The 16,867-nt window shown below is 71.3% G+C and carries 17 protein-coding genes; 6 read left to right on the top strand and 11 right to left on the bottom strand.

What is annotated here, in order from left to right:
- Positions 1-63: 63 nt before the first annotated feature.
- On the top strand, positions 64-543 hold the full coding sequence (locus tag T9R20_RS15315; protein ID WP_322410183.1) for a hypothetical protein: 480 nt from the start codon (positions 64-66) through the stop codon (positions 541-543).
- 36 nt (positions 544-579) lie between these two features.
- Here T9R20_RS15315 and T9R20_RS15310 read toward each other — a convergent pair whose 3' ends face one another.
- Positions 580-1,401 (bottom strand): ABC transporter permease, encoded by an 822-nt coding sequence (locus tag T9R20_RS15310; RefSeq protein ID WP_322410181.1) that lies wholly within the window; start codon positions 1,399-1,401, stop codon positions 580-582.
- Entirely contained in the window at positions 1,398-2,591 is a 1,194-nt protein-coding gene (locus T9R20_RS15305) for an ATP-binding cassette domain-containing protein (protein ID WP_322410180.1), read from the bottom strand. The genes T9R20_RS15310 and T9R20_RS15305 overlap by 4 nt, the downstream gene beginning before the upstream one ends.
- 94 nt (positions 2,592-2,685) lie before the next feature.
- On the opposite strand from T9R20_RS15305, the gene T9R20_RS15300 reads away from it, so the two are divergent.
- From T9R20_RS15300 to T9R20_RS15290, 3 genes are read left to right on the top strand one after another with little or no spacing between them, the layout of a single operon-like run.
- The gene (locus tag T9R20_RS15300) at positions 2,686-3,747 is read left to right on the top strand and encodes an enoyl-CoA hydratase/isomerase family protein (protein WP_322410179.1); all 1,062 of its coding nucleotides are present in this window, start codon (positions 2,686-2,688) and stop codon (positions 3,745-3,747) included.
- 5 nt (positions 3,748-3,752) lie between these two features.
- Positions 3,753-4,622, top strand: a complete 870-nt coding sequence (locus tag T9R20_RS15295) for an LssY C-terminal domain-containing protein (RefSeq protein WP_416182918.1) — start codon at positions 3,753-3,755, stop codon at positions 4,620-4,622.
- Positions 4,619-5,137, top strand: coding sequence for a hypothetical protein (locus T9R20_RS15290; protein ID WP_322410176.1), 519 nt, complete (start codon positions 4,619-4,621; stop codon positions 5,135-5,137). Before T9R20_RS15295 ends, T9R20_RS15290 begins: the two co-directional genes overlap by 4 nt.
- A 71-nt stretch (positions 5,138-5,208) precedes the next feature.
- Here T9R20_RS15290 and T9R20_RS15285 read toward each other — a convergent pair whose 3' ends face one another.
- Genes T9R20_RS15285 through T9R20_RS15275 form a run of 3 tightly spaced genes read right to left on the bottom strand, consistent with a single transcriptional unit; the run spans position 5,209 to position 8,377 of the window.
- On the bottom strand, positions 5,209-6,279 hold the full coding sequence (locus T9R20_RS15285) for a low specificity L-threonine aldolase (protein WP_322410175.1): 1,071 nt from the start codon (positions 6,277-6,279) through the stop codon (positions 5,209-5,211).
- A 24-nt stretch (positions 6,280-6,303) separates the two neighbouring features.
- Positions 6,304-6,978, bottom strand: a complete 675-nt coding sequence (locus tag T9R20_RS15280; protein ID WP_322410174.1) for an SDR family oxidoreductase — start codon at positions 6,976-6,978, stop codon at positions 6,304-6,306.
- Positions 6,971-8,377, bottom strand: a complete 1,407-nt coding sequence (locus T9R20_RS15275; protein ID WP_322410173.1) for a DUF6421 family protein — start codon at positions 8,375-8,377, stop codon at positions 6,971-6,973. The genes T9R20_RS15280 and T9R20_RS15275 overlap by 8 nt, the downstream gene beginning before the upstream one ends.
- 88 nt (positions 8,378-8,465) lie before the next feature.
- Here T9R20_RS15275 and T9R20_RS15270 point away from each other — a divergent pair, with 88 nt between their 5' ends.
- Both T9R20_RS15270 and T9R20_RS15265 read left to right on the top strand, forming a co-directional pair.
- A complete protein-coding gene (locus T9R20_RS15270) occupies positions 8,466-8,966 on the top strand; it encodes an Lrp/AsnC family transcriptional regulator (RefSeq protein ID WP_322410171.1) in 501 nt (166 codons plus the stop codon).
- Positions 8,963-9,907: a diacylglycerol/lipid kinase family protein gene (locus tag T9R20_RS15265; protein ID WP_322410169.1), complete on the top strand. Its 945-nt coding sequence runs from the start codon at positions 8,963-8,965 to the stop codon at positions 9,905-9,907. Before T9R20_RS15270 ends, T9R20_RS15265 begins: the two co-directional genes overlap by 4 nt.
- Positions 9,908-10,029: 122 nt before the next feature.
- Here the strand turns inward: T9R20_RS15265 and T9R20_RS15260 are convergent, their stop codons facing one another.
- The 6 genes from T9R20_RS15260 to T9R20_RS15235 all read right to left on the bottom strand — a co-directional run bounded on the left by T9R20_RS15260 (position 10,030) and on the right by T9R20_RS15235 (position 16,865).
- Positions 10,030-11,562, bottom strand: a complete 1,533-nt coding sequence (locus T9R20_RS15260) for a CoA-acylating methylmalonate-semialdehyde dehydrogenase (RefSeq protein ID WP_322410167.1) — start codon at positions 11,560-11,562, stop codon at positions 10,030-10,032.
- 52 nt (positions 11,563-11,614) lie between these two features.
- Positions 11,615-12,952: an aspartate aminotransferase family protein gene (locus tag T9R20_RS15255; protein ID WP_322410166.1), complete on the bottom strand. Its 1,338-nt coding sequence runs from the start codon at positions 12,950-12,952 to the stop codon at positions 11,615-11,617.
- Between the two features lie 81 nt (positions 12,953-13,033).
- Positions 13,034-14,197: an ABC transporter substrate-binding protein gene (locus tag T9R20_RS15250; RefSeq protein WP_322410165.1), complete on the bottom strand. Its 1,164-nt coding sequence runs from the start codon at positions 14,195-14,197 to the stop codon at positions 13,034-13,036.
- 96 nt (positions 14,198-14,293) lie between these two features.
- Positions 14,294-15,073, bottom strand: coding sequence for an ABC transporter permease (locus T9R20_RS15245; protein ID WP_322410164.1), 780 nt, complete (start codon positions 15,071-15,073; stop codon positions 14,294-14,296).
- Positions 15,070-15,909, bottom strand: a complete 840-nt coding sequence (locus T9R20_RS15240; protein WP_322410163.1) for an ABC transporter ATP-binding protein — start codon at positions 15,907-15,909, stop codon at positions 15,070-15,072. Before T9R20_RS15240 ends, T9R20_RS15245 begins: the two co-directional genes overlap by 4 nt.
- Positions 15,906-16,865 carry an ABC transporter permease gene (locus T9R20_RS15235; protein ID WP_322410162.1) on the bottom strand — a complete coding sequence of 320 codons (960 nt, stop codon included), beginning with the start codon at positions 16,863-16,865 and terminating at the stop codon, positions 15,906-15,908. Before T9R20_RS15235 ends, T9R20_RS15240 begins: the two co-directional genes overlap by 4 nt.
- Between the last annotated feature and the right edge of the window lie 2 nt (positions 16,866-16,867).

Below are 16,867 nucleotides of genomic sequence, written 5' to 3'. Positions count from 1 at the left end.
TCGTTGCGGCTCTGTGAGCAAAAGCGTTCTCGGGTGCCCGGCGGGCGCTGGCAGACTAGTCGCATGGTGACCCTGCTGCTCGACTCGACGCGGCTCGAAGTCGCGCTGTCGGTCACCGAGCGCGCGTTGTCATTCCGCAAGGGGAATGTGCTCATCGAGCGGTCGGCGATCACGAAGGTGCAGCTGACGGATGATCCGTGGACGTGGCTGCGCGGAGCGGCGAGCCCGGGCACGTTCGTCCCCGGCATGGTCGCAATGGGCACCTTCAAGCTCGCCGAGGGCGCCGACTTCGTCATCGTCCGGCGCCGTCGCGCAGGCGTGGTCATCGACCTCGAAGGGCATCCCGAGTACGCGCGGGTGATCCTCACGACGCGCCACGGTGTCGCGCTCGCGCAGGCACTGCGCCTGGACACCGATGCGACCCCCACCGACGTGGTCGACATCATCGCCGCCACGGGACCGATCGAGACCGTGGCGCCCCCGGTGCGGAAGAAGCCGCGTCGGCGGCCGTCACCCTCCCCGGCACCTGCACCCGCCCCCTGACCGCCGCCCGCACCCAGACCGCGTTGAGCGCGCGGGTCACGTGACGTCGCGGCGCCAGCTCACGAAGTGCCCGAGCACGACGAGCACCGCGGCGTAGCCGACGAGCACGAGGCCGCCCGCCCACCACGCCAGGGGCTCGGCGCCACCGGCTCCCGAGGCCGCGGTCAGGATGCTCTCCCCGACCAGGGCGTCGCCGGCCGCGCCGGGCAGGAACCGCAAGGCGTCGCCGAGCCCGTCGACGAAGGATGCCGCCAAGCGCGCGATCGGCTCGAGGAACAGCGTGAAGACGAGCACCCCGACGATGGCTCCGACCTGGTTGCGTACAAGCGCGCCGACCCCGATGCCGACCCACACCCACACCACGAACGCCACGAGCATCCGTCCGATGAGGGCCCAGGTGTCGCCCGAGGTGAGGTCGGTGTCGAGGCCGTAGCCCGCGAGGAAGGCCGCCGACGGGCCGACGGCCGCAATGACGCCGAGCACGCCGAACAGGAGCCCGACGGCGAGGCCGACGACGAGCTTCGCGCCGAGCACGAGTCCACGGCGGGGGGTGGCCAGGAAGGTGGAGGTGAGCGTCTTGTGACGGAACTCACTCGTCACCATCAAGGTGCCGATGAGGAGCGGGAAGACGTAGCCCACGGCGGTGGCGGTGCTGTAGAGGAGCGACGGGATGCCGTCGGCCGGCGTCGGCGGCGCACCCTCCCCGCCGAGCGCCCCGGTCGAGGCGGCGGAGAAGACGAAGGCGAGGGCGGCGGCGTTGAACCCGACGTAGCCCACGAGAACGATGGCGAGCACCCACCAGATCGACGTGGTGAACAGCTTCGTGCTTTCGGAGCGGCTGGCGGCGAGCAGGCTCATCGCGGGTCTCCCTCATCGCTCGGGCGGTCGCCGTTCACACGGTCATCCTCGGGACGGATCACGTCGATCACGCCGGTGCTGGCGACCGAGAAGGAACGATCGGCCTCGGGGGAGGCGGCGGACGGTTCGGACTCGGGGGCGGATCGGGGGTCGGACGCAGGGGCGCGCTCCACCGCGTTCCCCGGCCGAGGCGCCGGCTCGGGTTCGCGATCCAGCGTGGGTTCCGGCCCGGGTTCCTGCTCGGCCGGAGGTGCCGCGTCCGGCGCCGGCGGCGCTCCCGAGGCGCTCGGGTGGGTGCGCACGCCGTTGACCAGTTCGAGGAAGACCTCTTCGAACGCCGGCCCCTTGCGCTGCAGCGACGACAGGGCGACGCCTGCCTCGGCGGCGACGCGGCCGATCTCCTCGGTCGAATGCCCACGGACGGTGAGACCGGTGCGCAGCACCTCGCCCTCGATCCCCGCCGCGGCCATCGCGGCGACGAGCGCGGCGCGGTCGGGGGCGTCGACGACCGTGGCGAACTCGGACGGGTCGGCGAGGTCGGCGATCTCGCCCTGGAACACCAGGCGGCCGCGGGAGATGATCAGCAGCGCGTCGACGGTCTGCGCCACTTCGGCGAGCAGGTGCGACGAGACGAACACGGTCCGGCCCTCGCCGGCGAGCTGGCGCAGGAACCCGCGCATCCACTTGATGCCCTCGGGATCGAGCCCGTTCGAGGGCTCGTCGAGAACGAGCACCCCCGGATCGCCGAGAAGGGCGTACGCGAGCCCCAGGCGCTGGCGCATGCCGAGGGAGAATCCGCCGATGCGCCGGCCCGCGACATCCGCCAGTCCCACCAGACCCAGCACCTCGTCCACCCGCGACTCCGGGAGCGACGCCGCCTGCGCATACACCTTCAGGTGGTTCGCAGCGCTGCGGCCCGGGTGATAGCTGGAGGCTTCGAGCACCGCGCCGACGGTCTGCAGCGGGTGTCGCAGCTGCGCGTAGCGCTCGCCGCCGATGAGGGCGGCCCCGGCATCGGGACGTACGAGACCGAGCAGCATCCGAAGCGTCGTGGTCTTGCCGGCCCCGTTCGGACCGAGGAATCCGGTGACGACGCCGGGCTCGACCCGCGCCGTGAACCCGTCGACCGCCGCGACGGCGCCGAACCGCTTGGTCACCCCGGAGAAGTCCAGCACGTGTCCGTCGGGCATGCCGAAGTCCCCTCGTCGTGGAAAGCCGTTCCCTCCCATCTTGGTCGATCACCCCTTTCCGGGCGAAAAGGCCCGCGGCGGGTAACGTGGACGTGTGATCGACACCGACCGTTCTCACGTGCTGACCCGCGTCGCGAACGGCCTCGGTCGCCTCACGCTCAATCGTCCGCGGGCGATCAACGCGCTGGATCTCGGCATGATCCACGACCTGCACGCGGCGCTCGACGCCTGGGAGCGTCATCCGGGGGTGGATCTGGTCGTCCTCGACGGCGAAGGCGACCGCGGATTCTGCGCCGGGGGAGACGTGCGGGGGCTGCGGGAGCAGATCCTCAGCGGAGATCCGGATGCCGCGGGCGTCTTCTTCCGCGCCGAGTACGCGCTGAACGCGCGGATCGCCGAGTACCCCAAGCCGATCGTCGCGCTCGCCGACGGCGCCACGATGGGAGGCGGGATCGGCCTGGCCGGGCACGCGGCGGTGCGCGTGGTCACCGAGCGCTCGCAGCTGGCGATGCCCGAGACCCGGATCGGGTTCACCCCGGACGTCGGGGGCTCCTGGCTGCTCGCGCGCGCACCCGGCCGCGTCGGCGAGTACCTCGCCCTCACCGGTCGCACGATGGACGCCGCCGACGCCCTGTACGCCGGCTTCGCCGACCACCTCGTGGCCGCCGACACCCTGGAACCCCTGCGGGAGGCTCTGCAGAATCGCGCGGACCCGGCCAGCCCCACCGAGATCGTGCTCCTCTTCGACGACACCGCCGGGGCACCGTCGCTCGCGGCGTCCCGGCCGTGGATCGACGACGCCTTCGCCGCCGACACCGTGGCCGAGATCATCGAGCGCCTGCGCGCCCGACCCGAGCCGGAGGCGGCGGCGACCGCCGACACCCTGGGCGAGCTCTCGCCCACCGCGCTGACCGTGACGCTCGAGGCCGTCCGCCGGGCCCGCAGCCTCCCCGGCCTCCGCGCCGCGCTCGCGCAGGAGTACGGCCTGGTGCTGTGGTTCGCCGCGACGCAGCCCGACCTCGTCGAGGGCATCCGCGCGCAGCTCGTCGACAAGGACCGCTCGCCGCGGTGGAGCCCCGCACGGCTAAAGGACGTCTCCCCCGGCATCGTCGCCGACGCGTTCGCCTTCGAGCCGTCTCGGCCGCTCTGGGGCTGATGTCGGTGTCGCCGAGGTCGGAGCGCGCGCGGCGTCGCCGCATCTCGCGGGGGGCGGCGGTCGACTGGTTCTTCTTCGTCTTCGCCGGACTCGCCGCGATCTGGCTGGCCTACCTCAGCCTGACCGAGTCGTTCCGCGTGGGCTGGTGGGGCCTCCTCGTCGCCATCGCCTTCTGGGTGCTCCTGGCCTACCTCGTGCTGCCGCGCCTGCACCGGATCCTCACCACGATCTACGTGCCCGACTACTTCATCGGCCGCACCCGCACGAGCGACGGGCTGCTGGGCGACCCGGTCAACCTGGCCTTCCTCGGTGAGGCCGAGCAGATCAAGGCCGCGCTGCGCGTGGCGCGCTGGACCGAGGCCGACCCCGTCACCCTCGCCTCGTCGTGGCGCATCGTCACCTCGACCCTCTCGCGTCGCAGCTACGGCGAGGCGCCGGTGAGTCCGCTCTTCCTCTTCGGGCGGCAGCAGGACTTCGCCTTCCAGCAGGAGGTCGACGGCAACCCCGCCAAGCGCCACCACGTGCGGTTCTGGCGGTGCCCCGACGACTGGCTCCTGCCCGGCGGGTACCGGGTCGACTGGCTGGCGGCGGGCACCTTCGACACCGCCGTGGGGCTGTCGCTGTTCACCCTGCAGATCACGCACCGGATCGATGCCGACACCGACATCGAGCGCGACCACATCGTCCGGTCGCTGCGGGAGGGGGCGCGGGAGATCACCGTGAACGTCATCGCCGACTTCTCCACCGGCTACCACTCGCGAAATGGCGGCGGCGACAGCATCCGGACCGATGGCGACCTGCCCGTCGTCGACGTGCGTGCCGTGCGCGTACCGGAGGCCCCGTCCGCGCGGGCCGCGGGTGAGGTGAGCGCGTGAAGAGCACCGATCACCCCAAGAAGCGCGTGGCGTTCGAGCCCGCCGAGCGTCTGCTCCAGCCGACCGGATACGACCCGGGCATGAAGCGCCCACCGTCGATCGTCGCGGGCGCGCTTCTCGTCGTCCTCGGCGTTCTCGCCGGGGTGGCGTGGGTCATCGCGTCGTCGGGGGTGTGGCCGGAATGGGTGGGGGAGGTCGCCGCGATCATCGGCGGCGACGACGTGCCCGACCGGGTGGAGCAGAGCACCTACCTTCTCTTCGCGGTCCTCAGCGGTCTGTTCCTCGCCGTCGAGGCGACGCTGGCGCTGCTGGTCTTCCTCGGGGTGAACTGGGCGCGGGTGCTCGTCATGGTCTTCGCGGCGCTGACGATCTCGGCGGCGTTCGTGCGGTGGTGGGTCGAAGACCAGGAGATCGAGATCACCACGACCTTCATCTCGCTGGGGATCGACATCCTGATCCTCCTCGCCCTGTCGAGCCGGAGCGCGGCGGCCTATGCGCGGCGCAGGGAGCGGTGAGTGAACTGCTCGCGCCGGACCCGGCCGGGCTCCTCAGCCTCGTGATCGTCGTCGCGCTCGGGCGCGGGTGATCACGCTCCGCCGGTGAGCCGCGACAGCTCCGCGACGAAGGCGTCGACGTCGTCCTCCGTGGTGTCGAACGAGCACATCCACCGCACCTCGCGGCGCGCGGCGTCCCAGTCGTAGAAGCGGAACCTCTCGCGCAGCCGGTCGGCGACCCCCTCGGGGAGGATCGCGAACACGCCGTTGGCCTGGGTGGGCTGGGTGAACTCCACCCCGGCGATGGACCCGTCGGCCAGGCCCGCCTCGACGCCGGCGCGCAGGCGCTGGGCCATGGCGTTGGCGTGGCGGGCGTTCCGCAGCCACAGGTCGCCCTCGAGGAGGGCTACCAGCTGCGCCGAGACGAAGCGCATCTTGCTCGCCAGCTGCATGTTGAGCTTGCGGAGGTACGTGAGCCCCGCCGATGCCTCGGGGTCCAGGACGACGATCGCCTCGCCGAGCATCGCGCCGTTCTTGGTGCCGCCGAAGCTCACCACATCGACGCCGACGTCGCGGGTGAACGCGCGCACCGGCAGGTCTAGGGCGGCCGCAGCGTTGGCGATGCGCGCCCCATCGAGGTGCAGCCGCATCCCGAGGGGGTGGATGTGATCGGCGATCGCCCGGATCTCGTCGGGGGTGTACAGGGTGCCGAGCTCGGTGGACTGCGTGATCGAGACGACGAGCGGCTGCGCACGGTGCTCGTCGCCCCAGCCCCACGCCTCGCGGTCGATCAGCGCGGGCGTGAGCTTGCCGTCCTCGGTGGGGACGGTGAGGAGCTTGATGCCCGCCACGCGCTCGGGAGCCCCGCCCTCGTCGACATTGATGTGGGCGCTGGATGCCGCGATCACCGCGCCCCAGCGCGGAAGCATCGACTGCAGCCCAACGACGTTGGCACCCGTGCCGTTGAACACCGGGAACGCCTCGACGCCCTCGCCGAAGTGCGCGGTGAACACCTCCTGGAGGCGTTCGGTGTACACGTCCTCGCCGTAGGAGATCTGGTGGCCCTCGTTGGCGGCGGCGATGGCCGCGAGCACCTCGGGGTGGATGCCGGAGTAGTTGTCCGAGGCGAAGCCGCGCACGGCGGTGTCGTGGATGGTCGTCACGTCGATCAAGCCTAGGTGTACCGCTCAGGCGTCGAGCGTGACGACCTCGTCGTTCGCCGACGACGCATCGGCCGCGAACAGCGCGACGAAGGCGGCGGCGACCTGCTCCTCGAGGCCCTCGAGGCTCTTCACGCGGAAGATCACCGCGGCGCTCGACGCCGGCTCACCGGCATCCCTCGCGGCCTTCGCGAACCCCTGCGCGACGGCGCGGGTCCATGCCTCGCTCGCCGCCTTCACCGCGGCGTAGTTCGCGCCGCCGGCCAGGGGGCGAGCGACCGCCGTCGAGGAGATCATCGCCAGCCGCCCCGCGGGCGAGGCCACCAGGTCGTCGTAGAACGCGCGCGTGGTGTGACGGAGCGCGGTGAGAGACGTCTCGAGCACGCGGTAGTCAGGGTCGCTCTGGCCGGCGAGCCCGCCGCCCCCGCGCCATCCGCCGACGAGGTGCAGGATGCCGTCGACGCGGCCGTGCGCGGTGTGCACCTTCTCTGCGAGCGCGGTCACCGCCGCCTCGTCGGTGAGGTCGACGGTCTCGGTCGCGATCCCGGGCACCTCGGCGGCCAGCGCCGCGAGCTTCTCGGGATCGCGGCCCGCGACGACGACGCGGGCGCCCGCGACGGTCAGTGCCTCGGCCGCTCGACGGCCCACGGTGCTCGTGCCGCCCGCCAGCAGGACGAGCCGGCCGGCGACGGGGTCAGACATCCGTGCCCCGGATGCCGGCCGTGGACTCGATCACCGAGCGCATCTTCTTCTCGAGGGCCTCGAAGAACATCGACAGCGGGAACTCGTCGTCCAGAACCGCGTCGGTGTAGCCCTTCGGGGCGCCCGCGAGGATGTCGTCGGGGAGGCCGCGCGCCCAGCGCGACGCGGGGTGCGGGGTGAGGGTCTGTCGCACGAGGTCGTAGGCGGCGAGCCAGTGGGCGGTCTTCGGCCGGTCGATCGAGCGCCAGTACAGCTCGTCGATCGCGTCGCCGAGGGCGACGACCGCGGCCGGCACGCCCTCCCAGTCGAACGCGAGCGAGGTGTCGGTCCAGTGCAGCACGCCGCGCTGGTGGAGCCACGCGAAGAGCAGCTGGCCGCCGAGCCCGTCGTAGTTGCGTACCCGCGAGCCGGTGATCGCGAAGCGGAAGATGCGGTCGAAGATGACTGCGTACTGCACGAGAATCGCGTGGTCGAGGGTCTCGGCATCGGTGTCGTCGAGGGTCTCTCCGGCCTCGATCCGCGCCCGGAGGCGCGCGGTGAGCCCGACGCACTCGCGGAACGCGGTGAGGTCGCACCGCAGCTCTTCGAGCGAGTAGAGGAAGTACGGCATGCGCTGCTTGATCATGAAGGGGTCGAACGGCAGGTCGCCGCGCATGTGGGTGCGGTCGTGGATGAGGTCCCACATGACGAAGGTCTTCTCGGTCAGCCGCTGGTCGTCGAGCATGCGTGCGGCATCGGCGGGCAGGTCGAGCTTGGTGATCTCCGCGGCGGCGCGGGTGACCCGTCGGTAGCGCGCGGCCTCGCGGTCCTGGAAGATCGCACCCCAGGTGAAGGTCGGGAGCTCCCGCATCGCGACGGTCTCGGGGAAGAGCACAGCGCTGTTGGTGTCGTAGCCCGGGGTGAAATCCAGCAGCCGCAGCGACAGGAAGAGACGGTTGGTGTACTCGGTCTCGAGCTGAGCGATGAACTCGGGCCAGATGACCTCGACGAGCACGGCCTCGAGGTGCCGGTTCGGCGAGCCGTTCTGGGTGTACATCGGGAAGACGACGAGGTGGCGAAGGCCGTCGATGCGGTGCTCCTGCGGCTGGAAGGCCACGAGCGAGTCGAGGAAGTCGGGCTCGGCGAAGCCGCCGTCCGCCCAGCGGCGAAGGTCGACGACGGATGTGGCGAGGTACGCCTCGTCGTGCGGGAAGCGCGGCGCGAGCGCAGTGATCGCCTCGATGACGGTGGTCACGAGTGCGCGCGCCCGCGCGTGCGCCTGCGGATCGGGGATCGAGCCGTCCTTCACCTGGAGGCTCTGGATCTCGACGGCGGCCTCCTTGAGGGCCAGCCACTCGGCAGAGGTCTCGACTCCGGACGCGGTCTCGGATGCCGCGGGCGCAGGGATGACGGTGCTCATGTCCTCAAGTATAGGAAAACTTCCGGTCATCTGTCACTTCAACCGGAGGAATTCCTGTGGAACGAGACCGCACTGCTACGCTCGGCCCATGACCGGTGGCGACGAGAACGGCCGTGGCCCCCACCTCGACGACGACATCGACGCCGGTATCGTCCAGGTGGTCAGCGTGAACGCGCGTGCGACGCTCGCGGAACTCTCGGCGGCGGTCGGGCTCTCGGTCTCGGCCGTGCAGACGCGCCTGCGGCGACTCGAGGCTCGCGGTGTCATCACCGGGTACCGGGCGCAGGTCGACGCCGAGGCCGTCGGCAAGCCCCTCTCGGCGTTCGTCGAGATCACCCCGCTCGATCCCGGCCAGCCCGACGATGCCCCCGAGCGACTGGAGCATCTCGCCGAGATCGAGGCGTGCCACTCCATCGCGGGTGACGCCAGCTACATCCTCTTCGTCCGCGTCGCGAGCCCACGCCATCTCGAGGCGCTGATCCGCGACATCCGCGCTGCCGCCCAGGTGAACACCCGCACCACGGTCGTGCTGCAGACCTTCTACGAGAACCGGCCGATCCGAGTGCCACGGGGTACGGTCGACCAATGACGACCGACGGTTCGGGCCTGCTCATCCTCCGCAACAGCCGGTCGGGGACAGCGGTGATCCGCACCGACCCCGCAGAACTGTTCGCCGCGCGCCTTCCGGGTGCGCGGGTGCACGAACTGAGCGAGGGGGAAGATCTCGCGGATGTCGTCGACGCGGCCTTTTCGGAAGGCGACCCGCCCCGCGTGCTGGGCGTCTACGGCGGCGACGGGTCGGTGTCGCGCATGGCGGGTCTGGCGCGTCGGCACGGCGTGCCGCTGCTGGCGATGCCCGGCGGCACCTTCAACCACTTCGCCCGGTCGGCGGGGCTCGAGGACGTCGAGACCGCGGTGGCGGCCTACCTCGCCGGCGAGACCATCGAGGTCAGCGCGATGGAGGTGCGAGAGGGCGACGGCGCGGCGGTCTTCGCGCTCAATGCCGCGTCGGTGGGCGCATACCCCGAGCTGATCGAGGAGCGCGACAGACGGCGCCGGCGGCTCGGGAAGTGGCTCGGCGGCATCGTCGCCGCGTGGCGGACGATGCGCACCGCCGAGCCGCTCGTGATCCTGCGCGACGGACGTCGTGCGCGGGTGTGGTCGGTCTTCGTCGGCGTGGGCACGAACGACCCGAAGCGCGTCGCGACGATGCAGCGCGAGAATCTCGAGGATCCCGTCCTGGACATCCGCATCCACCACGCCCGGGGCACGCGGCTGCGTGCGATCACCTCGCTCGCCTTCGGCAAGCGGACGGCGGCCGTGCTCCGCGCCGTGAGACTGATGCCCGAGAAGCGCGACGTCGAGCGCCTCCTGGAGACCGACTTCACGATGACCGTGCGACCGGGACCGGGTCGCCCCGAGGTCTGGGTGCACGACGGCGAGCTCGAAGAGCCGCGCGGTGAGGAGTTCACGCTGCGCTTCACCGTGATCCCCGGCGCGCTGACGGTGTTCGCCCCGCCCCCGCACTGACCCCCCCCGCCACCCCCTCTCACCTCCCCCATTCGCGAGAGTGCAACGGGGCGCCGAGGACACGGGTGAACCCCGGATTCTCGGCGCGCCGTTGCACTCTCGCAGTGGAGAGCGACCTCGCGTCAGCTGTGCTGGGGGAAGCCGAGGTTGATGCCGCCGTGCGACGGGTCGAGCCAGCGGCTCGTCACGGCCTTCTCCTGTGTGAAGAAGTCGAACCCGTGCGGCCCGTACGCCTTCGCGTCGCCGAAGAGCGACGCCTTCCACCCACCGAACGAGTGGTAGGCCACCGGCACGGGAATGGGCACGTTGACGCCGATCATCCCGACCTGCACTTCGTGCTGGAAGCGCCGAGCGGCCCCGCCGTCGTTGGTGAAGATGGCGGTGCCGTTGCCGAAGGCGCCGGAGTTGATCAGCTCCAGCCCCTCCTCGTACCCGTCCACCCGGACGACCGAGAGCACAGGACCGAAGATCTCGTCGCGGTAGGCCGCCGACGAGGTCGGCACTTTGTCGATGAGGGTCGGCCCGACCCAGAACCCGTTCGGGTCGCCGTCGACCTCGATGCCGCGCCCGTCGACGACGACGTCCGCGCCGTCGCCGGCGGCCACGTCGACGTACGACGAGACCTTGTCGCGGTGCGCCGCGGTGATCACCGGGCCCATGTCGGTGCCGCGCGTGCCGTCGCCGGTGCGGAGGGTCGCCATGCGCGCCGAGATCTTCTCCACCAGCGCGTCGGCGACCGCGTCGACGGCGAGGACGACCGAGATCGCCATGCACCGCTCGCCCGCCGAGCCGAAGCCGGCGTTCACCGCCGCGTCGGCGGCGAGGTCGAGGTCGGCGTCGGGGAGGACGAGCATGTGGTTCTTCGCCCCGCCGAGCGCCTGGACGCGCTTGCCGTGACGGGTGCCGGTCTCGTAGACGTACCGGGCGATCGGGGTCGAGCCCACGAACGAGATCGCGCGCACCTCGGGGTGCTCGAGCAGCGCGTCGACGGCGACCTTGTCGCCGTGCACGACGTTGAGCACACCGTCGGGCAGGCCCGCCTCGGTGAGGCGCTCGGCCATCCAGTTCGCCGCCGTCGGGTCCTTCTCGCTGGGCTTGAGCACCACCGCGTTGCCGGCGGCGAGCGCGATCGCGAAGAACCACATCGGCACCATCGCGGGGAAGTTGAACGGGCTGATGATCCCGACCACGCCGAGCGGCTGCCGCAGGGTGTAGACGTCGATCCCTGTCGAGACGTTCTCGGAGTACGCGCCCTTGGTCAGGTGGCCCAGGCCGCACGCGAACTCCACGACCTCCAGGCCCCGCGCGATCTCGCCGTGCGCATCGGAGATCACCTTCCCGTGCTCGGAGGTGAGGATCGCGGCGAGTTCGTCCTTCCGCTGGTTCACCAGCTCGCGGAACGCGAACATCACCTGCTGACGCTTGGCGATGCTGGCGTTCTTCCACTCCGCTGCGGCGGCCGAGGAGACCGAGACGACGTGGTCGACGTCCTCGGTGGTCGCGAAGCGCACCTCCTTCTGCACCACGCCGCGGGCGGGGTCGTACACGGGGCCGGTGCGGTCGCCCGTTCCCGCCCAGGGGGCGCCTCCCACCCAGTGGTCGAGGATCGCGGTCGCAGACGGCGTCGGCTGCTCCAGGGTCGTGGTGTCGGTCATCTCTTCCTTCCGGTGGGTCCCCTCGTGAGGGACGCGTGGTTCCAGTGTGTCGTCAGAGCCGCACGGTCGCGAGCGCGGCGTCGTAGATCTCCAGCGCCTCGGCGACCTCGTCGGCGGTGACGACGCACGGCGGTACGACGTGGATGCGGTTGTCGGCGGTGAAGGGCAAGAGCCCCCGCGACATCAGGTCTTTCTTCAGTGCGCCCATCGCCGCCGCGGGCAGCGGCTCGCGGGTCTCGCGGTCGCTGACCAGCTCGAGCGCCCAGAACACGCCCTCGCCCCGCACCTCCCCGATGACCTCGTGCTTCTCGGCGAGCGCAACCAGCCCCGGGCCGATGGCCTCCGCACCCATGCGCCGGGCGTTGTCGACGATGCCCTCGGCCTCCATCGCATCCAGCGCCGCGACGATGGATGCCGCGGCGAGGGGGTGCCCGCTGTAGGTGAGCCCTCCGGGGAAGACCCGCTCGTCGAAGGTGGCGGCGATCTCGTCGGAGATGATTACCCCGCCGACCGGCACGTATCCCGAGTTCACGCCCTTCGCGAAGGCGATGAGGTCGGGCGTGACGTCGTAGCCGTCGAACGCGAACCAGCGGCCGGTGCGCCCGAAGCCCGCCATCACCTCGTCGAGGATCAGGACGATGCCGTAGCGATCGGCGAGCGCCCGCACCCCGGAGAGGTAGCCGGGCGGCGGCAGCAGCACTCCGGCGGTACCGGGCACCGACTCCAGAAGCAGAGCGGCGATGGTCGCGGGGCCCTCGGCCTGGATCACGCGTTCGAGGTGGTGCAGAGCGCGCGCGGACTCCTCCTCCGGCGTCGTCGCCCAGAACTCCGAGCGGTAGAGGTAGGGCCCGAAGAAGTGCACGTGGCCGCGTGCGTACTCGTTCGGCATGCGGCGCCAGTCGCCGGTCGCGACGATCGCCGCTCCGGTGTTGCCGTGGTACGAGCGGTAGGTCGACAGCACCTTCTCGCGGCCGACCTCGCCCTTCGCGGCGGCGTGGACGCGCGCCATCCGGATGGCGTTCTCGATCGCATCCGCCCCGCCGTTGGTGAAGAACACGCGGTTCATCCCCTCGGGCGCGCGCGCGACGATGCGGGCGGCTGCCTCGCCGCGCTGCAGGTTCGCCGTCGCCGGGCCGATCGTGGCGAGGCGGGCGGCCTGCTCCTGGATGGCCGCGATCACCGCGGGGTGCTGGTGGCCGATGTTGACGTTGACGAGCTGGCTCGAGAAGTCCAGCATCCGATTGCCGGCGTGATCCCAGACCGTCGTCCCCGACCCGCCGGCGATGACGGGAAGGTCGAGCCCGGCCTGCGCCGACCACGAGTGGAAGACGTGCGCGCGGTCGAGCTCCTTGGCTCGGGCGTCGAGATCGGTCTGGATGTCGGTGGTCATGTCACTCCTTCGCGGCAGGCCCCTCATCCGCGAGGCCGCACAGGCAAGTCTCGCGGATGAGGGGCCGGTTGGGGAGGGGGGCTAGTTGCCGCCCTCCTGCAGTTCGACCTCGATGGGCTCGAACGACTCGCCGAACACGTCGACGCCGTCGGCCTCGAGCTCGTCGAGCGCCTGCTGGATGTACTGGTTGTCGTACGCGGTCGCCGGCGGCTCTTCGGTGATGAGTCGCGCCCCGGTCTCGTTGACCGCGGCGAGGGCACCCTCGACGGTCTGCGTCCAGGCCGCCTCGTCGATGATGCCGATGCCGTCGGCCGCGGGCCAGATGAGCTTGTTGGTCTCGTTCATCATCCACAGCTCATGGCTCGGGCCCCAGCCCGAACCGGAAGCCAGCGTGATGTCGGCCGCCTCCTCCGGGTTGTCGCGTGCGAACGCCCAGCCCTTGATGACGGCCTTCAGGAACGCCACGGCGGTCTCGGCGTACGCCTCGTCGGACTCCAGGCGCTCGGTGTCGGCCCAGATCGCGTCCTGCAGCATGGCGCCGACCGTGTCCTGGTAGCTGATGACCGAGAAGTCCTCGGGCTGGTACAGCTCACCGGTGTCGGGATCGACGGTCTCGAGCAGCTGGGCGTACTCGTTGTACGTCATCGCCTGGGCCGCGTCGATGTCGCCCTGCAGGAAGGCGTTCATGTTGAAGTCCTGCGTGATGATCTCGACGGTGGTGGAGTCCAGGCCCTCGGCGGCCATCGCCGCGAAGATCTCCCATTCGTTGCCGAAGCCCCACGAGCCGATCCGCTGGCCCTCGAAATCGGCGACCGACTCGATGCCGGCGTCGGCCCACGAGACCTGGAGGGTGCCCGAGCGCTGGAAGATCTGGGCGATGTTGGTGAGGTTGGCGCCCGCCTCGATCGAGCCGAGGACCTTCGGCACCCAGGCGATGGCGAAGTCGACGTCGCCGGCGGCGAGAGCGTCCTGCGGCACGATGTCGCCGCCGGAGGGGATGATCTCCACCTCCAGACCCTCCTCCTCGAAGAAGCCCTGGTCGACGGCGGCGAAGTAGCCGGCGAACTGCGCCTGCGGCAGCCACTGGAGCTGCAGCGTGACGGGGGTCAGTTCGCCGTCGGAGGCGCCGCCCGAGGCGTCGCCCGAACCCGAGTCCGAGCCGCCGCCCGAGCAGGCGGTGAGGACGAGCGCCGCGGTCAGCGCGGCGGCTCCGGCCGCGAGGGTGCGGCGTGTGCTGTGTCTCATGGTGGTTCCCTTCGAATCCCTCCCGGGATCAGATCGTGCGATGGGATGGTGCGGTGCCGGCCCCGCCGGGTGCGGGGACGCTGTCGGTGGCGGGCGTCATCGCGCGCCTCCCGGAGAGATGCGGCGGAGCACCAGGCGCTCCAGGGCCGCGGTGGCGAGGAAGAACAGCAGGCCCAGGGCGATCGCCGCAGCGACGTAGGCCCAGGCGCGCGCGTACGCGCTCGTGGCGGCCGAGGTGGAGATGAAGCTTCCGAGGCCCCCGCGGGGTCCGCCGAAGTACTCCGCCACGAGTGCGGAGATGACGGCGAGCGAGCTGGCGATCCGGATGCCGGTGAGGAGGAACGGCGCAGCCGTCGGCAGCGTGACGATCCGGAAGGCCTGCGACGAGCTCGCCGCGTAGCTGCGCATGAGGTCGCGGTGCACCGGGCGGGTCTGACGGAGGCCGCGGAGGGTGTTGACGAAGACGGGGACGAACGAGGCCAGGGCCGCGATCGCCTGCCGCCCGAACTGGCTGTCGGCGCCGAACATCGAGTTCAGCACGGGGGCGAGTGCCACGATCGGCACGACGGCGAGAGCGGCGACGATCGGGGCCGACATGCCGTCGACGGCCTGCCAGCGCGACGCGAGAGCGGCGAGCACCACCGCGAGGATCGTGCCCACCACCAGGCCGATGAGGGCGTTCGTGCCGGTGACGAGGGTCGCATCGGCGATCGCCGGGGCGAAGGCGACGAACTCCTCCGCGATCGCCGCCGGGCTCGGGAGCAGGTAGTCCGACACCCCGACGACCCCGACCAGCAGCTGCCAGACGCCGAGGAACACCAGCCCGACGACGATCGGGGCGATGATCCGAAGGCGCTCGGCGGTGGCGGTCGTCATCGCATCTCCCGCGTGGCGGCGCGATCGCCGTCGGTCTCGCCGTGGAGGGCCGCGCGCACCGCGGTGACGCTGTCGAAGAAGACGGATGCCTCGCGGAGGGCCTCGTCGCGTCGGGTGGCCCCGAAGCTCACGTCGACGACGGCGGTGATCCGGCCCGGGCGGGGAGACATGACGACCACCCGGTCGGAGAGGAACACCGCCTCGGGGATGGAGTGGGTGACGAAGACCACCGCCGCGCCGGTCTCGGTCGCGATGCGGGCGAGTTCGGTCTGCATGCGCTCGCGGGTCATCTCGTCGAGCGCCCCGAAGGGCTCGTCCATCAGCAGCAGCCGGGGCTGCTCGGCGAGGGCCCGGGCGATGGCGACACGCTGCTGCATCCCTCCTGACAGCTGATCCGGATATCTGTCGGCGAAGTCGGTCAGCCCCACCATCTCGGTGAGCTCGGCCACGCGGGTGCGCCGCTCCGCAGCGCCAACGCCGTGGATCTCGAGCGGGAGGGCGATGTTCGCCGCGACCGTCCGCCAGGGGAGGAGGCCCGCCTGCTGGAAGGCGATGCCGTAGTCCTGGTCGCGCCGGGCGCGGGACGGATCCTTGCCGAACACCTCGATGCGCCCCGATGACGCGGTGTCGAGGTCGGCGATGAGACGCAGCAGCGTCGACTTTCCGCAGCCGGACGGACCGATGAGCGACACGAACTCACCGGGCGCGACCGTGAGGTCGACGGCGGTGAGGGCCTGGACCTCACCGGCGGCCGAGGCGAACGTCTTCGTCACGTCGGTCACCGAGACCGCCGCGGTCGTGGGGGGTGCTGCCGTGGTGGGGGTGGGGGCGCTCATGCGGTGACCTCGCCTCGTCGGTAGTTCTTCAGGATGATGCCGAGGAGCGCGATCGACCCGGCGGCGATGAGCCCGAGGGCGACCGCGCCGAAGATCGGGCCCCAGGCCTTGGCGGGGTCGCCCGAGGCCTGCCCGGCGAACTGGATGAGAAGGCGCCCGATGCCGCCCTGCAGGCCCGTGGACACCTCGGCCACCACTGCGCCGACGACCGCGTTGGCGGCGCCGAGGCGCAGGGCCGGGAGGAGGTAGGGCACCGCGGCCGGGAGCCGCAGGCGCCACAGGGTCTGCCAGTACCCGGCGGAGTAGGTGTGGAAGAGCTCTGCGTGCAGGCGCTCGGGGGACTGCAGCCCGCGCAGGGCGCCGACCGCGATGGGGAAGAACGCCAGGTACGAGGCGATGACGGCCACCGACATCCAGTCCTGCCACTGGGCGCCGGCGATCTCGATGCGTGACCCCCAGCTGCGGACGATCGGCGCGAAGGCGATCAGCGGCACGGTCTGGCTGAGGATGATCCAGGGCAGGAGCCCCCATTCCGCCAACCGCCAGCGCTGCATGACGAGGGCGAGCGCCATGCCGACCACGAGGCCCACGAGCCATCCGGCCGCGGCGATCCCCAGCGTGGTGAGCGCGGCGAGGGCGACCGCCGCCCAGAGCGGAGGCGAGCCGTCCTGTCGGGTGACGGGTTCTGCCAGGCGCACGACCATGTCCCAGACGTGGGGCATGGCGAGGTCGGTCGTGCGCGGGAGGATCCGCACGTCGGCGACGATCACGCCGTCCTCGGGGCCGAGGAGCTTGTAGACCTCCCAGAGCAGGATGACCGCGGCGACGCCGACCACGCCCCAGAGCCATGCCGCGCCCCGGCGCCGGCCGCCACGCCCCGGGGGGCGCGTCGCGCTCACAGACGTGGACTGGGCGGCGGCGGTGACGACGTCGGGAGCGGCATCCGTTCTCGTCATCC

Origin of the sequence: Microbacterium invictum, from assembly GCF_034421375.1 — a bacterium.
GTDB lineage: Bacteria > Actinomycetota > Actinomycetes > Actinomycetales > Microbacteriaceae > Microbacterium > Microbacterium invictum_A.
The sequence above is the reverse complement of the archived record's forward strand: the minus strand, read 5'-3'. Positions and strand labels throughout refer to the sequence as shown.